Origin of the sequence: Rhodoligotrophos defluvii, from assembly GCF_005281615.1 — a bacterium.
GTDB classification, from domain to species: Bacteria; Pseudomonadota; Alphaproteobacteria; order Rhizobiales; family Im1; genus Rhodoligotrophos; species Rhodoligotrophos defluvii.
The window spans coordinates 1,682,216-1,698,048 of record NZ_SZZM01000001.1 but is presented as its reverse complement, the minus strand read 5'-3'; the positions used below and the strand labels follow the sequence as shown (position 1 = coordinate 1,698,048).

Annotated in this window: 16 protein-coding genes; 3 read left to right on the top strand and 13 right to left on the bottom strand. The window is 64.9% G+C overall.

The features are described from left to right. Window positions 1-26 precede the first annotated feature (26 nt). From E4P09_RS08100 to E4P09_RS08085, 4 genes are all read right to left on the bottom strand, one after another. Complete coding sequence (locus E4P09_RS08100; RefSeq protein WP_137388983.1) at window positions 27-1,127, bottom strand: YihY/virulence factor BrkB family protein; 1,101 nt, start codon at window positions 1,125-1,127, stop codon at window positions 27-29. 133 nt (window positions 1,128-1,260) lie between these two features. Further along, window positions 1,261-2,139, bottom strand: coding sequence for an SIR2 family NAD-dependent protein deacylase (locus E4P09_RS08095; protein ID WP_137389299.1), 879 nt, complete (start codon window positions 2,137-2,139; stop codon window positions 1,261-1,263). A 75-nt stretch (window positions 2,140-2,214) separates the two neighbouring features. Continuing rightward, window positions 2,215-2,664, bottom strand: a complete 450-nt coding sequence (locus tag E4P09_RS08090) for a VOC family protein (protein WP_239025060.1) — start codon at window positions 2,662-2,664, stop codon at window positions 2,215-2,217. A 73-nt stretch (window positions 2,665-2,737) separates the two neighbouring features. Continuing rightward, a complete protein-coding gene (locus tag E4P09_RS08085) occupies window positions 2,738-3,235 on the bottom strand; it encodes a YciE/YciF ferroxidase family protein (RefSeq protein WP_205042072.1) in 498 nt (165 codons plus the stop codon). Between the two features lie 262 nt (window positions 3,236-3,497). Between E4P09_RS08085 and E4P09_RS08080 the strand changes: the two genes are divergently transcribed. Further along, window positions 3,498-4,223, top strand: coding sequence for a GntR family transcriptional regulator (locus tag E4P09_RS08080; RefSeq protein ID WP_170984293.1), 726 nt, complete (start codon window positions 3,498-3,500; stop codon window positions 4,221-4,223). Between the two features lie 105 nt (window positions 4,224-4,328). Here the strand turns inward: E4P09_RS08080 and E4P09_RS08075 are convergent, their stop codons facing one another. Then, entirely contained in the window at window positions 4,329-4,847 is a 519-nt protein-coding gene (locus tag E4P09_RS08075; RefSeq protein ID WP_239025059.1) for a ferritin-like domain-containing protein, read from the bottom strand. 181 nt (window positions 4,848-5,028) lie between these two features. Here E4P09_RS08075 and E4P09_RS08070 point away from each other — a divergent pair, with 181 nt between their 5' ends. After that, window positions 5,029-5,772, top strand: coding sequence for a CDP-alcohol phosphatidyltransferase family protein (locus E4P09_RS08070; protein WP_137388980.1), 744 nt, complete (start codon window positions 5,029-5,031; stop codon window positions 5,770-5,772). After that, window positions 5,772-7,379: a sulfatase-like hydrolase/transferase gene (locus E4P09_RS08065; RefSeq protein ID WP_137388979.1), complete on the top strand. Its 1,608-nt coding sequence runs from the start codon at window positions 5,772-5,774 to the stop codon at window positions 7,377-7,379. The genes E4P09_RS08070 and E4P09_RS08065 overlap by 1 nt, the downstream gene beginning before the upstream one ends. A gap of 14 nt (window positions 7,380-7,393) precedes the next feature. Here the strand turns inward: E4P09_RS08065 and E4P09_RS08060 are convergent, their stop codons facing one another. From E4P09_RS08060 to E4P09_RS08025, 8 genes are all read right to left on the bottom strand, one after another. Beyond that, window positions 7,394-8,560 carry a M24 family metallopeptidase gene (locus E4P09_RS08060; RefSeq protein WP_137388978.1) on the bottom strand — a complete coding sequence of 389 codons (1,167 nt, stop codon included), beginning with the start codon at window positions 8,558-8,560 and terminating at the stop codon, window positions 7,394-7,396. 91 nt (window positions 8,561-8,651) lie between these two features. Then, a complete protein-coding gene (locus E4P09_RS08055) occupies window positions 8,652-9,560 on the bottom strand; it encodes a CehA/McbA family metallohydrolase (RefSeq protein ID WP_137388977.1) in 909 nt (302 codons plus the stop codon). A gap of 23 nt (window positions 9,561-9,583) precedes the next feature. Beyond that, window positions 9,584-10,270: an HAD family hydrolase gene (locus tag E4P09_RS08050; RefSeq protein WP_239025058.1), complete on the bottom strand. Its 687-nt coding sequence runs from the start codon at window positions 10,268-10,270 to the stop codon at window positions 9,584-9,586. 269 nt (window positions 10,271-10,539) lie between these two features. Continuing rightward, on the bottom strand, window positions 10,540-11,820 hold the full coding sequence (locus E4P09_RS08045) for an ABC transporter substrate-binding protein (protein WP_137388975.1): 1,281 nt from the start codon (window positions 11,818-11,820) through the stop codon (window positions 10,540-10,542). 32 nt (window positions 11,821-11,852) lie between these two features. Next, complete coding sequence (locus E4P09_RS08040) at window positions 11,853-12,707, bottom strand: carbohydrate ABC transporter permease (RefSeq protein ID WP_137388974.1); 855 nt, start codon at window positions 12,705-12,707, stop codon at window positions 11,853-11,855. Then, the gene (locus E4P09_RS08035) at window positions 12,707-13,639 is read right to left on the bottom strand and encodes a carbohydrate ABC transporter permease (protein WP_137388973.1); all 933 of its coding nucleotides are present in this window, start codon (window positions 13,637-13,639) and stop codon (window positions 12,707-12,709) included. Before E4P09_RS08035 ends, E4P09_RS08040 begins: the two co-directional genes overlap by 1 nt. Further along, entirely contained in the window at window positions 13,639-14,829 is a 1,191-nt protein-coding gene (locus E4P09_RS08030) for an ABC transporter ATP-binding protein (protein ID WP_137388972.1), read from the bottom strand. The genes E4P09_RS08035 and E4P09_RS08030 overlap by 1 nt, the downstream gene beginning before the upstream one ends. Before the next feature lie 90 nt (window positions 14,830-14,919). Next, window positions 14,920-15,741, bottom strand: coding sequence for a MurR/RpiR family transcriptional regulator (locus E4P09_RS08025; RefSeq protein WP_170984292.1), 822 nt, complete (start codon window positions 15,739-15,741; stop codon window positions 14,920-14,922). Window positions 15,742-15,833: the final 92 nt, after the last annotated feature.

Here is a 15,833-nt window from a genome sequence, read left to right as displayed (position 1 = left end):
GTGAGCCACACTCAGTCGCTGGCGACTTAGTCGCTGGCAGGAGCAACCCTGTCGGCCATGTAGGCGTTGCGCTGGCCCAATGGCTGCGCCGGCCCGCGGGTCGTGTCGCGGGCGGTCTGATGCTCCATCTCGGCGTTGAGCTCGGCACAGACCAGGATCACCACCATGGAGAGCCAGATCCAGGTCATGAAGGCGATGACGGCGCCCAACGAGCCATAGGTCTCGTTATAGGAGCCGAAATTGGCCACGTACCAGGAGAACAGGCCGGATGCCGCAAGCCAGAGCAAGCCAGCCAGCGCGGCGCCCCAGATCACCCAGCGCCATTTCGCCTGGTCGCGGCTCGGTCCGTAGCGGTAAATTGAGCCGATCGCGATCACGAAGAACCCATAGAGTATGGGCCAGCGAAGCCAAGCGAGGATGGCCTCGGCAGTCGAGCCCAGGCCGATATAGCGGAGGAGGATCGGCACGGCGACCACCCCGCCGATGGTGACCATGCCGAGAACGACCGCCCCGATGGTGAACAACAGCGCAAGCCCATAAACGATGATGAAGCTGCGCTTCTCCTGTTCCTCATAGACCACGTTCAGCGCATCCATCAGCGCCCGCACGCCGGCGCTCGCGCTCCACAGGGCCACGCCCAAGCCAATGAAGAACGTCACGCCCAGCGAGCCGCGGCCTTCGGCGGTTATCGCTTCCAGCTGGCCGCGGATGATGTCCACGGCCCCGGCGGGGAGCAGTGTTTCGAGCATGCGCAAGTGTTCGGTGATGGCTGCCGTGTCGGCCAGCAGGCCATAGAGCGAGATGAAGGCGGCGATGCCCGGGAACAGGGCCAGCATGGTGTAGAAGGTGACCCCAGCGGCGACCGCCATAATCCGGTCATTGGTCATTTCGTGGTAGACACGGGTGATGACATCCCACCATCCGCGCGGCGGTATGCCGGCAGGCGACAGAGCCGTGCGGCCGCGGTTCTCCCGCGTGGCGGGTCGGGACGGCCGAGTGGGCTCGGCGAGGCCGCGCGCCGTGCCGCCCCGCGAAGCCAGAAGGCGCCAGCCGACCATGAGCCCCACGGCAAATGCTGCGACATGGGCGAACGGAGCTTTGGCCCCGCCGTGCTGTCCTTGATCCATGAGCAGGCTCCTCGCGGCGGTCTAGAGCTGTTCCGCTTCTCTTCGAAGCGCGGAACCGCTCCAAGTTCCTGCTTGGTCGCATTTTTTCTTCACGCGAACCGGCATCCACTTCGCTCGAAAATGCTCCAGGCCCTTACCGGCCGTTCCTTTCCTTCTCGGCTGCACCAAGGCCATCCGCGTCGCTGCCGATGAGATCGCGAATGCGCGACAGGAATGCGTAGAGGCCATCCTCGGCGCTTTCGGCTTCCTCCGTGACCATGGAGATGCCCCACCGCGCGAGGATCGCCTCCTGAACCAGATTGGGGTTTGGCATGAACACGAATGACCGCGGCCGGTCCTTCTCGTATCCGGAGCGGTTCCATGTCTCCCACAGCCGGTGCAGCAACAGCCGGATATTCATGTCGGACATGCTGTAGCCGATGAACAGCACGGTCTTGCCGAGGGCATCGGAACGGAATTTCAGGTCCAGCGGCGACTCGAAAGACAAGCGGTTGAAATAGTCGGTCTCGGCCAGCACCAGAGACGCGTCTTCATCGAAATCGCCGTGATACTTGATGATCTGGGTGACGCCCTCGGTCGCCTTGGCGATGTCCTTGGCATTGGCGATCTTCACGAAGGGCTTGTCGTAGAGATTAAAGGCGACCTCCAGGTTGCGGTCGTAATTGGTCGTGTAGATGATCGGAAAGTCCAGCTCAACTATGAGCTTGTGCAGCCGCGACTGCTTGACGTGCTCGGGCGAGACCTTCCAATTGCGATCCATCCAGCTGCGGAGCGGGCCGATGCTGCCCTGCTTCAGCCGGTAGTATTCCGCCAGCATCTGGTAGGTGCACTCCTGCACCTCCTGGGAACTCATATCGAGCCCGAGATCCTCGACCATATGCTCGATGAGCGTGCCCCACGAGGGCAGCCCCACGTTCATCGATACGCCCGCCCCGGCGAACAGGATCACCTTGCGCTGCCTGATACGCTCGGCCAGCTCCTCGACAGCCGAGCCCACGTCCGGCGAGCGCATGCCGGGTGTCGCTGCGGGCTGGAGCGGGGGGTCATTCATGGCTGAGCACTCGCAAGCGCTCGCGAGCGCTTGCGCTCACTCGCCGTAATGGGGGAAGGCACAGGCCAGCTTGTTACCGTCGAGATCACGGACGTAGCAGACATAGAAATTCGGATCATAGGCTTCGCGGGTTCCGGGCGGGCCTTCGCTGCTGCCACCGTGGCGCAGCGCAGCCTCGTAGAAGGCGTCCACCTCTTTGTCGGACTGGGCCCTCAGCGCGATCATCGTGCCATTGCCGACGCTCGGCGGATTGCCGTCGAAGGGCGGGCAGATGCAGAAGCTCACGCCATGGTCGTAGTCCGGCCCCCACGCCACCCATTCATCGGAGGTGGAGCGGCGGCGGTGGCCGAGCACGCCAAGAACAGCATCGTAAAAGGGTATGGCGCGGCGCACGTCCCGCACGCCCAAAGTGGTGTACATAATCAACGACTTGCCCTGGTGGCCCTGGGCAACACCGTCTTCATCTGTCTCTGATCTGACGTCCATCGCTGCAACCTTGGTCAATGGCCGAAGGGGACGGCCCCGGCAGGGCCGGAGCCGTCTCCATGCATGGCTTGCGTCAGGCCGCCTTCGCCTTCTGATTGGCGATCTGATCGGCAAGCTTGGTCAGCTTCTCGTCGGTCGCATATTCCTCCGACAAGGTCTTGTCGAGCAGCTGCGCGGCATCCTTCAGGCCGAGCATCTCCGCCCAGCGCTTCAAGGTACCGTAACGGGCGATCTCGTAGTGCTCGACCGCCTGGGCCGCCGAAACCAGACCGGCGTCCAGGGCGGGCGTGCCCTTGAACTCGTCGAGGATTTCCTCGCCCTCTTCTATGATGCCTTCAATGGCCGGGCAGTTCTTGCCCTGGGCACGCTTGCCGAAGATCTCGAACACCTGCTGCAGGCGTTCGATCTGCATCTCGGTCTCCTCCTTGTGCTTCTCGAGCGCCGACTTCAGCTCGGATGACTGGGCGCCGCGCGCCATCTTCGGCAGCGCCTTGGCAATTTTCCGCTCGGCGTAATAGATGTCCTTCAGCGTATCGTAGAATAGGCTATCCAGGTTCTTTTCAGCCATGATGGTGTTCCCCTTGTGTAAGGTGATGACGGGAAGACGTACTGGCCGAAAAATCGCGAGCGGGTGAATTCGTTCCGATTCTGCGGGCAGGCAGAAGCCGGCCGGCACGCATTTCCCTCGCTGGCCCCGGCGCACTTTGCTGATCGCGCTTTGGCGCTGTCCGTGACAAAATAGGCGAACATCATCCAGCGACATGTTCAAAGGCATGCCAATCAAACAGCCATCGCCGACGCAGCGCGCCGGCAAAAAGCAGCGGCGGCGCTCATTGCCTGCCGCCAAGCCGGGGGCCGCGCCCGTTGCACAGCTCTTGCGCCGGTCGCTCCATGACGACATCGCCGACCTGCTGCGCGACCGGATCGTGGAAGGCAAGATGCCGCCGGGCTCGTTCGTCGACGAAGCCGAGCTGGTCCAGTCCCTGGGCGTCTCGCGCACGCCGATCCGTGAGGCGCTGAAGGTGCTCGCCTTCGAGGGGCTGGTCACGATCTTTCCCAACCGGGGCAGCTACGTGGCGCGGCTGGCGCCGGAGGATGCGAGAGCGCTGATCGAGGTGCTGGCGGAGCTCGAGGGCTTTTCGGCCTATCTCGCCTGCCAGCGGCTCACCGAGGCCGATCTCATCGTGCTGCGCAGGCTTCACGAAGACATGGTGGCCGCGTTCAAGAAGAAGAACAAGCTCGAATACTTCAACCTGAACCAGAACATTCATCTGAAGATGGTCGCCTGCGCGCGCAACGAATATCTGCGCGAGACGCATCGCGGCTATACCAGCCGCCTGCGGCGTGTGCGCTATCTCGGCACGCCCACGCCGGAGCAGTGGCGCGGCTCGGTGCAGGAGCACGAGGAGATCTTGCGCGCTCTCGAAGCGCGAGATGCGGATAAGGCACGGGCACGGGTGACCAGCCACGTGGCTGGCATTTGGCCGCAGGTGGAGGCCGTATTGCTGCGGGAAAGCGAGGCTGGCGATGCTGTGGCCACCCCGGAAACGGCAGGATGATCCTGTTCAGGCCTCATCCCCATGAACAGGTGGCCGTGCTGCTTGCGCAGCTCGGCTTTCTACACCTTGCGTGGTATTGCGGGGGCCGCGGCGGCTGCGGCCGGCTCAGCGATGCGCTTGCGCCCCCGACTGCTTGAGCGTCAGGAACCGGGTGGTGGTTCCGGCGATGTGCTTGTTTATCCAGTCCGCCATCGCCTCTTCCTCCTGCAGCGTCTGCTGAAGCGCCGGCACGGCGCTGGTGAAGCCGCCCGCCTCGGCAATGGTGATCAGCGACTTGTAAGCGGCGATCTCGTAATTTTCGAATGCGTAGTTGGCGAAGGTGTTCTTCAGGATTTCATCACCTGCCATCGTATGGCCGAGGGCGGCCATGTTCGCCATCAATTTCGCGACCGTATCCTTCGCCATCGACGGACTGTCGCCTATGCTGTCGAGAATGGCCTCGAGGCGATCGATCTGCGCATGGGTTTCCGAGAGGTGCTGCTGGAGGCGCTCGGTGGCCTCGGGATAGTTCTCGAGGCGCTCCAGCTGCCTGTTGATCAGGGAAACGGCCTCGTTCTCCACCGCATGCGCATTGCGCAGGCCGGCCAGGAAGACGTCCTTAATGGCTCCGTCTTGGTTCATCATCGCCTTCTCCATAAACTGCTCCAGCCGGCGAAACGCAGAGGCGACATCAATGTTCCAGCATTGGCCGGCGCGGGGCGGATTGCGGCGGAGCCGCACCAAGCCGTTTGCAGAGCGGTGCGGGCGGAGTAAGCTGTAGCGGGCCGAGGACTTTCGCCTTGGCCCTACGTGCAGGATACCGCTCATGTTCAGCGTCGGTGTTCTTCGCTCCCCTTCGACGGCCACGTGGCTCTTCATTGGCTCCGGTTTGGTAACGATCAGCCTCGCCCTTCTCCGCCAGGCCCAGCTTGCGCAGATGCCGAGCCTTGCGGTTTCGTTCGGCCTGTTCGGCTTGATCGTTACCGTGATCACCCTCGGCGTGCGGCGGAACGGCATCAATGTCTTCGGCATTGCCAACGCCATCACCTTGATGCGGGCGGTGCTGGTCAGCGTTCTGGCCGGCCTCGCCTGTGAGAGCCTGCTTGCGCCCGGCGCGGACGGTGCGCTGCTGCTCCTCGTACTGCTGATTGCCATCGCTGCCTTGGCTACGGACGCGCTCGACGGCTGGGCCGCGCGCCATTCGGGAACGAGCAGCCGCTTCGGCGCCCGTTTCGACATGGAGATGGATGCGCTGCTCATTCTCATCCTGGCCATTCTGGCGTGGAGCTTTGGCCAGGCCGGCGCATGGATCATCGGCGCGGGCCTCATCTATTACCTTTTCCGCGCCGCAGGCTGGCTATGGCCGGTGCTCGCGGCACCGCTGCCGCCGTCGCTCCGCCGCAAGGTGGTCTGCGTCGTCCAGACGGTGGGCCTCATGGTCGTGCTGGTGGTGGATCCGTGGTTGGGCCATATGGTCGCCGCCGCAGCCTTGCTTGCCCTCGTGCTGTCCTTCGCCATCGACATCGTCTGGCTGGTCCGGCACAGACCGATGCAGGCCATGGCGCCGTGATGCCGGCCGCTGCCAGGATCCTCCGCCTGGCCCTTGCTGCGCTGATTCTGCAGGGCGCCCTCGTCTGGCCCGCCGTGGCGGCCCAGGGCGACTGGCGTGCAGCCCTCGTCCCGCAGCTCGAAATCCTGCTGATCGCAGGGATGCTGCTCATTCCGGCGGGACGGTGGTCGACCATCATCCGGGACGGTGTGACTGGCATGCTGCTGCTCGTGCTGCTGCTGCGGCTTGCCGATATCGGCACCATCGCCGCCCTCGGCCGGCCGTTCGATCTCTATCTGGATTGGCACCTCGTGCCCAAGGCGGCCCAGCTGATGGTCGGCAGCATTGGGCCGTTGCGCCTTCTACTCATCGGCGTTGGCGCCGGGCTGGGTCTCGCGCTCGCTGGCATGATGCTCCATTGGGCCACACGGGAGATTGCAAAGGCTGCCGGCAGGCTTGAGTCGAACCGGATGAAAATGGCCGCGCTACTGCTTGCGGCCGGCGTGCTAGGGACTGTAGTGCCAGTCGGCGGGGCCGCGCAAAGCACGGCGGCCCTGTCGGCTCATGTTGCCCAGGCAGTGCATAGCGCACGAGACCTTACAGCCTTCCGGGCCGAAGCCGCGGCCGACCCGACCGACGCCATTCCAGCCAACCAGCGCCTGGCTTTGCTCAAAGGGAAGGACGTTCTCGTCGTCTTTATCGAATCCTACGGCGCGAGCGCGCTGACGGACCCGGCCTTCAAGGGTCCTGTCGGCAAGGCGCTGCAGGAGCTCGAGGAGACCCTTGCCGCGAAAGGCTTCGGGGCGCGCAGTGCGTTTCTCACATCCACCACCACGGGCGGACAGAGCTGGCTTGCCCACGCAAGCCTGCTCGGCGGCCTGCGGGTCGACAGCCAAGCCCGGTATGAAAGCTTCGTGGGAAAGCCCAGGCGCAGCCTGGTCAGCGACTTCGCGCAAGGCGGGTGGGAAACGGTCGCCGTGGCACCGGCCATCACCCAGCCTTGGCCCGAGGTGCAAGCCTACGGGTTCGACAGAGTACTCACCGCGGCCGACCTCGGCTACAAGGGCCAGCCGTTCAACTGGGTGACCATGCCGGATCAGTTTACCCTGGCGGCGTTCGAAAGGCTGGTGCGCGCGGCCCCGGCGCGGCCGCCGGTCATGGCGCACATTGCCCTGATCTCCAGCCATGCTCCATGGACGCCGCTGCCAGAGCTCGTGCCTTGGGACGAGATTGGCGACGGCCAGATTTTCGATGCCATGGCCACGGCGGGCGAGCCGCCTGACGTCCTGTGGCGAGATCCGCAGCGGGTGCGGGTTCAGTACGGTCGGTCGATCGAATACACACTGGCGACCATCGCTGCCTATGTCAGGCAGTTCGGCGACGAGGACCTCGTGCTGATCGTGCTGGGGGATCACCCCCCGGTGCCGTGGATCGCCGGCAGCGCGGCGCGCGAGGTGCCCGTCCATATCCTGGCGGGCGACCCCGCCATATCGGACACCCTGGATCCGTGGGCATGGGCGCACGGCGTCATCCCTGCCCCCGACGCGCCCTTCTGGCCCATGGCTTCGTTCCGGGAGCGCCTCGTCAAAGCGTTCTCCGCAGCCTCCACCACGGCTCAAGTGCGATAACCGCCCTGCTCCAGCTACTTTCTGACGAAGTGAACCGGCGCCGCGGACAAGGTCTCGCTGCCCTTCTCCGTCACCAGCGAGGTCCGGCCATGGGTCATGGCAAGGCCATTGGCCTCGTCGAACACGATGATATGGATGAAGAAGACGTTCCCCGGCTCCGCCACGTAAGGGTTGCCGTGGTAGAACATCGGCCAGTCCATCCAGTTCGGCGCATAGGTGGTGCCGAGGCTATAGCCGCAGGCGTTCATTCTGTGCGCGGCGTGTCCCGCCCGGTCGAGCACGCGGGCATGGGCATCGAACACCTCGCCGATCGGCCGTCCGGGCCGGAGCGCCTCTTCCGCTGCATAAAGCGCATCGAGCGCGGCGCCATGCATCGACACAAGGCGCGGATCGACCGTGCCGATCCCCACGGTGCGCATGAGGCAGGCATGGTAATGCCGATAGACGCCTGCGAGCTCCAGGGTCAGCATGTCATTGGCATCGAGATGCCGCCGGCCGGTGAAGTATCGGCACATCAGCGCGCCGGGGCCGGAGCCGATGATGTGCTCGTTGGCCGGATCATCGCCGCCGCCGCGATAGATCGCCGCCTGCATGTCGGCGATGATGTCGCCCTCGAAAGCGCCCGGCGCGGTGGCGTCCTCGGCGGCCTTCAGCGCAGCGTCCGCCAGCTCGGCAGCCTTACGTACATAGGCCAGCTCGGCCGGGCTTTTCCGCACTCGAAGGCGGCTGACCAGGTCCGTCGCGTCCTCCAGGGTCGCGAAACCGTCGAGCCCGGCCTGCAGCCGCTGGCCATTGAGCGCGTTCAGCCCGTATGAACCCCATTCCACGCCCAGCCTTTTGCCAGAGAGGCCCAGCTCGGCAAGGATGGCCTTCAGATCCTGAACCGGGTTCGCATCCACCCGGTCGACCCAGATCCGCACGTCGGTCAGCACGGAGGTGAACTTCGCCTGCAGCTTGTCGGGCGAGCGGGTGAGCAGCACGAGCCGCCCGTCCGCCGTCAGCACCATGCATTGGAAATACACATAGCCAAAGGTGTCGTAGCCCGTCAGGTAATACATGCTCTCCTGGCGGAACATCAGCAGCGCGGAGAGCCCGCGCGCCTCCATGGCGGCGACGGCAGCGTTCTGCCGCGCCGCGAACTCCTCCCGTGAGAAGTGGAGGTGAAGACCGTCGAGTTTCATGCCCACTCCATTATCCATGGGCTGGGCCATGATCCTGCCCACCCGGACATGGGACTTTGCCAGGGCCCGGGCGTCTCGGCCAGTGCGTTCTTCAGAGCTGGTCCTTCCAGATGGGATTTGACCAGGCGCGGCGGCCATCGCCACCGATCACGACCACGCGCAGCCACGGGCTGACGGCGAGCGGCTCCAGCGGCAATGTCGCGCGGGTGAGGCCGGTGCCGAACCGGTAGCTCATCAGATAGCCCTCGCCGACCACCACCACGCCCATGGCCGGCAAGCAGGCGACCTCGACCACCGAATCGGTGACAGCGATGTCATGGATGCGCGGGCCTTGGCTGGAATAAAACCGCCCGGCTTTCAACGCATCGAGGATTGCATCGGGTTCGTTGTGCGCGGCCTTCACCTCCACCCAGCCACCGGCGAAATCGGGCGCCTTGAAGTGAGCGTCGTCGCAGGCATAGGTCAGCAGCCGGCGGCCTTTGTCCGAGAGGCCGTCCAGCAGATAGGCGCCATCGCCCTTGTCATGCATCAGCTGGCAGCCGTGGTTGTAGATCTCGACCGCGTGGGCCGCATCGATGGTCTCGGCATCTTCGAGCGATAGGCTGTACCAGGCCGGGTGGGCAATGCCGATGAAGGCACCGGCCTCGCGCGCCCGGCGTGCCAGGGCAGGCCCGTCCTCGTCTTCTGTCGCCGGTGCGAAATCGAGCGGCAGGCCCACCGCCACAATGTGCCAGAGCGGGCTCAGCGCCGTGCGCGGGGCATGGAGCTCCGCGCCGATCAGGGTGGTGAAGCGCTGGTCGCGGAAGCCGCGCGTATCGGTCACCGGCCACTCGTAGCGGGCGAGGAAGTGGTCGGTGATGGCCAGGAAGTCATAGCCCGCGTCGCGATAGGCCGCGATCACGGCCTCGACCGGCAAGGCGCCATCGGACCGGGTGGTATGGGTGTGCAGATTGCCGCGAAGAAACCGGCCGGCATCGGAAAAGAATTCGAAGCTGCTCATCGTTTTATCCTGAACTGCAAGGCTCACCCAACGGCCCGCGCGGGCTCGTCGTGAAGCGAGGCAAGCACTATGGCTAGCTCTGCGTGGCTGGCGACGATCTGCTCGGCCCCTCCGGCGAGAAGCCGTTCGGCATGACCAGGCCGGATATGGCCGCCACCGCAGAAGCCGATCACCCGCATGCCCGCCGCCCTGGCGGCTTGCACGCCCGTGCTGCTGTCCTCGATCACCAGGCACCGGCTCGGCGCCACGTTGCCCATTTGCCGTGCGGCGTGGAGGAACAGGTCCGGCGCCGGCTTGCCGCGCGCAACATCATCAGCGCTGAACACCCGGCCGCGGAGAAATTCGCTCAAGCCCGTCGCTGCGAAGCTCTGCGCCAGCCTTTCGTGGCCGCTGTTGGAGGCGACGCAGAACGGGCGATCCAGGTTCTGCAGCAGAGCGAGAATGCCGGCCACGGGCTGAAGCTCCGTCCGAAACGCGTGGGCCAGCCGCTCGCCGCCCTCCACATCGAACTCCGGCGCCAGCACGATCCCATGATCGGCCTCGATCCGCCGCCGCGTGCCTGCGGCATCAAGGCCGATGAAGCCGGTGAGCACATATTCCGGATCCACGACGATGCCGAGGTCTGCCAGGTTTTCCGCAATCACCCGCGCCGCGATCACCTCGCTGTCCACCAGCACGCCGTCGCAATCGAAAATAACAAGATCAGTCAATCGGATCACCAGTGTTAGAATCTCGAAAGGTAAGCACTTCCCTTGGTCATCACCGGGCTTGACCTGGTGATCCAGGGCTTCACGGCAGAACGACTGCCCCTTGGCCCTGGATGCTCGGCTCGAGGCCGAGCATGACAGACTAAGGCGTGAGCCCGAAGAGTGGGAACCGGTTTTCGGAAAGGATCACGCTCAAGCAAAGGAATAGAGCGGGATGGCTATTCAACAATAAGGCACCCTGCTCTAGTCTCGGTTGCTGATGCTGGACGCCGTCACTGCGTGATGAGCGTGTCGGTCTCGGCGGTCATCTTCTCGAGCGCCTCCTCCGGCGCCATGTCGCCGCGCATCACCGCGCCGATGAGGTCGCGCTGCATGCGCCAGATCTTCACCCCGTTATGGCCGGGATAGCCGCCCCATGGCGCCGCACGGGAGACCTGGTTCATGCTGGTCTGCCAATTCGGGTGCTTCTTGTAGAACTCCCCCAGATATTCCGGAGCCAGGGCTGCTTTGTTGGTGGGCATATAGCCCGAGCCCAGCACCGCGATTGTCTGGCCCTCCGGCCCCGCGGCGAACTTGATGTATTCCCAGGCGGCCTTCTGCTTGGCGGGGTCCTTGGCGAGGATCATGGCCGCATTGCCGCCCGTGGGCACCGTGCCCTTCGTGGTGTCGGCCACGGGGTAGACGGCGGAACGTAGGTCGAAACGATCGCCCACCAGGTCCGAAAAGGCACGGGCGCCGTTGGTGGACGAGAACAGGATGCCGATCTTGCCCGCGGCGAACTGCTGGCGCGACTGCTCAAAGTCGCGCAGCTGCATGCCGCCTTCGGTGACGAAGCGGCGCGCCAGCTTGAGCGCCTCGAGGCCTGACTGGGCGCCGAAGGCCACGGTCTTGCCGTCGCCATTCATGATCGGCTCTCCCTGCTGCATGATGAGCGCGCGCCACAGCCAGTCGTCCGGCCAGGCATGCACGTCATAGGCCATGCCGTCGACGCCATTGCCCAGCGCCTTGATCTTGGCGCCGAGCGCCACCAGGTCGTTCCAGTTGGTCGGAAAGTTCTCGGGGTCGCCACCGGCCTGCTTGACCAGGTCGCCATTGAAGAAGATCACCGGCGTCGAGGCGTTGAAGGGCATGCCATATTGCTTGCCATCCGCCTGGCCGAGCTTGAGCATGGCCGGCTCGTAGTTCTTCTCAACCCAGCCCTCACCTTCCTCAGCCAGGAACTCGTCCAGAGCTACGACCTGCCCGCGCTTGTTCAGCGCTGCAACCACCTCGGGCAGCAGGTGGTAGCCTGAGAAGTAGATGTCGGGCAGCTGGTTGGTGATCGCCCCGCGCAGCAAGGCCTGATGCCCCTCGTCATAGGTCGGCGGCGAGCTGCGGAATTTGATCTCGATATCAGGGTTCTGCTTCATGAAGGCCGCGGCCACGGCCTCATGGAAGCTGTTATGGGCCGGCCAGGCATGGACCACGTCGAGGACAACGGTGTCCGCGGTGGCGGCGGCCGCACCGAGGGTCATGGCCGCCCCCACAACTGCGGCCTTGAGCAGGTTTCTCATCGTAAAGCTCCGTTTGCTTCAGGAAGGCACGTTCACTTCACCCCGGTCATGGTCACACCGCGGATGAAATGGCGTTGGGCGAAGAGGAAGATGATCATGAGAGGCGCGGTCAGCAGGGTGGCCGCGGCCATCAGCGCGCCGAAATTGGCACCGGTCTCGTTGTCGGCGAAATACATCATGCCCAGCGGCGGCGGCGCGAGCTCCTTGCTGGTCACCACGATGAGCGGCCAATAGAGGTCGTTCCAATGGGCGGTGATCGAGAAGACGGCGAAAGCGGCAATCGCCGGGCCGGCGCTTGGCACCACGATGCGCCAGAGGATCTCCATCTCGCTCAGACCATCCAGCCGCGCCGCATGGATGATCTCATCCGGGAACGACTTGAACACCTGCCGGAACAGGAAGATGGCGAATACCGAAAGGAAGAACGGCAGCATCAGCGCGAAATAGCTGTCGAGGAGGCCGGTGAAGGCGAGCGCGATATAGAGCGGCAGCGCCGGCACCTGGATGGGCACGCACAGGCCGAACAAGGTCAGCGCGAAGAGCAGGTCGCGGCCGCGGAATTCGTATTTGGCCAGCGCGTAGGCGCAGGGGATGGCGGTGAGCAGCTGGACGACGAGAATGCCGGCACAAACGATTGCGCCATTGAGCATGAAGCGCAGCAGCGGCGCCTGGTCGAGCGCGGTACGGAGATTGTCGAGCCCCACGAAGGTTTCCGGCAGCCACGAAAAGCCTGCCGAGAACACCTCTTGCGAAGGCCGCACGGCCGTCAGCACCATCCAGTAGAACGGGAACAGGACGGCGAAGGCCGCGAGCAGCAGGACGGCATGGGTGGCGAGCTCACGCGGGGTGAGGCCAAGGCGGCGGAGCGCGAGGGTCAGCGGCGGCATCAGTAATGCACCCTCCGCTCGATGATCCTGGCTTGCAGCAGCGACAGCACCATGATGATCCCGAGGAAGATCACGGTCATGGCGGCCGCCGGCCCGATGCGGAAATATTGGAAGCCTTCGAGATAGGTGACATAGAGCAGAACGTCGCTCGCCCCTTGCGGTGCGCCGCGGGTGAGCACGGCGACGGTGTCGAACACCTTGAAGGCGGTGATGGACGAGGTGACCACGACGAACATGGTTGTCGGCCCCAGCAGCGGCAGGGTCACCGTGAAGAACCGTTCCCATGGCCGGTCCATGCCGTCGACCGCCGCGGCCTCATAGAGATCGGCCGGAATCGCGGTCAGGCCGGCAATGAACAGCACCATGTTGAAGCCGACCAGCTGCCAAATGCCGATGATGGCCAGCGCCGGCATGACCAGGTCCGGATTGCCGAAGAATTCGAGTGCGGGAAAGCCGAGGAAGACCAGCAGGTGGTTCACGGGGCCGATCGCGCCATGCAGCAGGTATTTCCAGACCGTCGCCATGGCGATCAGCGTGGAGGTCACCGGCAGGAAGAAGGCGATCTGGTAGAACCGGCGGCCGCGGCTGAGGCCACTGATCAGCACCGCGAGCAGGAGCGCCAGCAGCACCGAGCCCGGCACCACCAGCACGGTGTAATAGGCGGTGTTCTTCAGGCTGCGCCAGAAGGTGGCGTCATCGGCCAGCGCCGCATAGTTTTCGAAGCCGAGGAAGGACAGGCCGAGCGCCCCAAGCTCGTAGTCGGTGAAGCTCAAGGCCACCACGACCAGGATGGGCAGCAGCAAGGTTGCCACCAGCAGAAGAATGGAAGGGGCCGCAAACCAATAGGCGATGGAGGGCGCAATGCGCGCACCGAGCCGCTTTTCGGCCGCGTCCGCGGGCCTTGGCTGCGGTGTGACGAGGCTCAGCGCCATCAGCCGACTCTCCGCAGACCCATGGCGGCCGTGCTCTGATCATGCTCTTCGCGCGCCGCAACCCGCTTGCCGTCAGAGCGGAACAGCAGGGCATGGGCAGCCCTCGCGCCCAGCGAGAGCGGCTCATCGAGCGGCGCCGTCTGGCGGATGCGTTCGAACTCGGCCGGGGCAAGGCGCATGACCACCCGGCCATCGCCACCGAGATCGTGACCGAGGTGCACGAGCACGTCGTGCCCGAGATTCTCCACCCGCTGTAGCCGCGCGTGCAGCGCCAGCTCCGCCGGCTCGTCTGAAAAGAACAGCGCTTCGGGGCGCAGGCCCACGGTGACCTTGCCGGGTTCGGCTGCGACCAGCGGCGTGGGCATGCCATCGAGAACGACGCGTCCGTTCTTGGCGGCGACCGCGGGCAACAGGTTGATCTCGGGGCTGCCGATGAACCGCGCCACCCGGATATCGCTGGGATCGGCATAGAGCTGGTGCGGCGGGGCCACCTGCACGATCTCCCCGTCCATCATCAGGGCGACGCGGCTCGACATGGTCATGGCCTCGACCTGATCATGGGTCACGTAGATGAAGGTCGCGCCGAGCCGGCGGTGCAGTTCGGCCAACTCACCGCGCATATGCACGCGCAGCCGCGCATCGAGGTTCGAGAGCGGCTCGTCCATGAGGAACACGCGCGGCTGGCGCACCATGGCGCGGGCGAGCGCAACCCGTTGCCGCTGCCCGCCGGAGAGCTGTGCCGGCCGGCGGTCGAGCAAAGCGGCGATCTCCACTTGCTTGGCGACCCGGCGGACGGCCGCGGCAATCTGCTCACGCGGCGCGGCCTGGCCCGGCACGAGGCGGCCGATCAGGGGCAGCCGGGCGGCGGCCGGCAGCAGCTGGGTCTTCAGCGGCGTGGCGATGTTGTCGAACACACTCATATGCGGGTAGAGCGCATAGCTCTGGAACACCATGGCCACGTCGCGCGCCTTCGGCGGCAGATGATCGACCGGCTCGCCGTCGATACCCACCGACCCGCCATCCTGCGGGATGAGGCCGGCAATGATTCGCAACAGCGTGGACTTCCCGCAGCCGGACGGCCCGACCAGGGTCAGAAACTCGCCGGCCGCTATGTCCAAGGATACGCCCTTGAGCGTGCGGTTGGCGCCGAAGCGCTTCTCGATGGCCGCAATGGAAACGGTCGCCGTCATGAGTCGCCCTGCCTGATTACAGGCCGGGACCATGAGGGAGTTTTATTTCACCGACATGACAATCGACGGAGCAAAGCTCCGGAAGGAGCCTTACAAGGCGGCGATCGCTTCGGCCAAGGCTTCGATGAGCAGGATCTTGGCCGGCACCGCGACCGTTTCTCCACCAATGGGTGGTGGCTGCACGGGGCTGACATTCAGCACGCATTCGGCCGCGCGGGCGACAGGGCTGTTCGCGCGCGCCGTGAGGGCGATCGTATAGGCACCCACGGCTCGCGCTCCAGTCAGGAAACGCACGGTGTCCGCCGTCAGGCCGGTTTCCGAAACGCCGATGGCGACGCAGGAATGGTCGAGCCCGTTCATCACCTCGTGCACCAGGGTCGCATCCTGGAACGCCTGGGCAACCAACCCGACGCGCATCAAGCGATAGGCGAGGAGCTGGCCGATGAGCCCGGAGACGCCCGCGCCGAAAATATCGATCCGCCGGCTGGCCTTGAGGCGGCGCGCGGGATGGCGGAGGGACGAGCGCTGATGGCTGGCAGCGGTGTCGTAGATGGCGTCCGCCAGGCGCCTGGCCAGCAGCTGGATGCTTTCCCGGCCGCTGCCTTCGGCGGACGGCTGCGCGCGCAGGGTGGCAATCTCGGTCGCGAGCGCCAGCTTGAACTCGCGGAACCCCGCATAGCCCAGCTGCTGGCAGAAGCGCACGATGCTCGCCTCGCCGCTCTGCACCAGCACGGCCAGTTCGGCCAGCGAAGCGCGGATCACCTTCTCCGGATTGTCGAGCACATATTTGCCGATGCGCGACTGCCCATCCGCCATGTGGTCGATGGCCTGGCGAATGCGCGGCAAGATGGGCGCGCCGAACGGCGCATCCTCATAGGCTTCAGCGGTGGGCGACAGACGATCGGAGGCCATGGCAGAGGTAAAGGAGGACCAATGTGCTGCCGCATGTGTGCTACCAAGCCATAAAAAGTCAAACAGATGATGGGGCAATTCGGTTATCCATC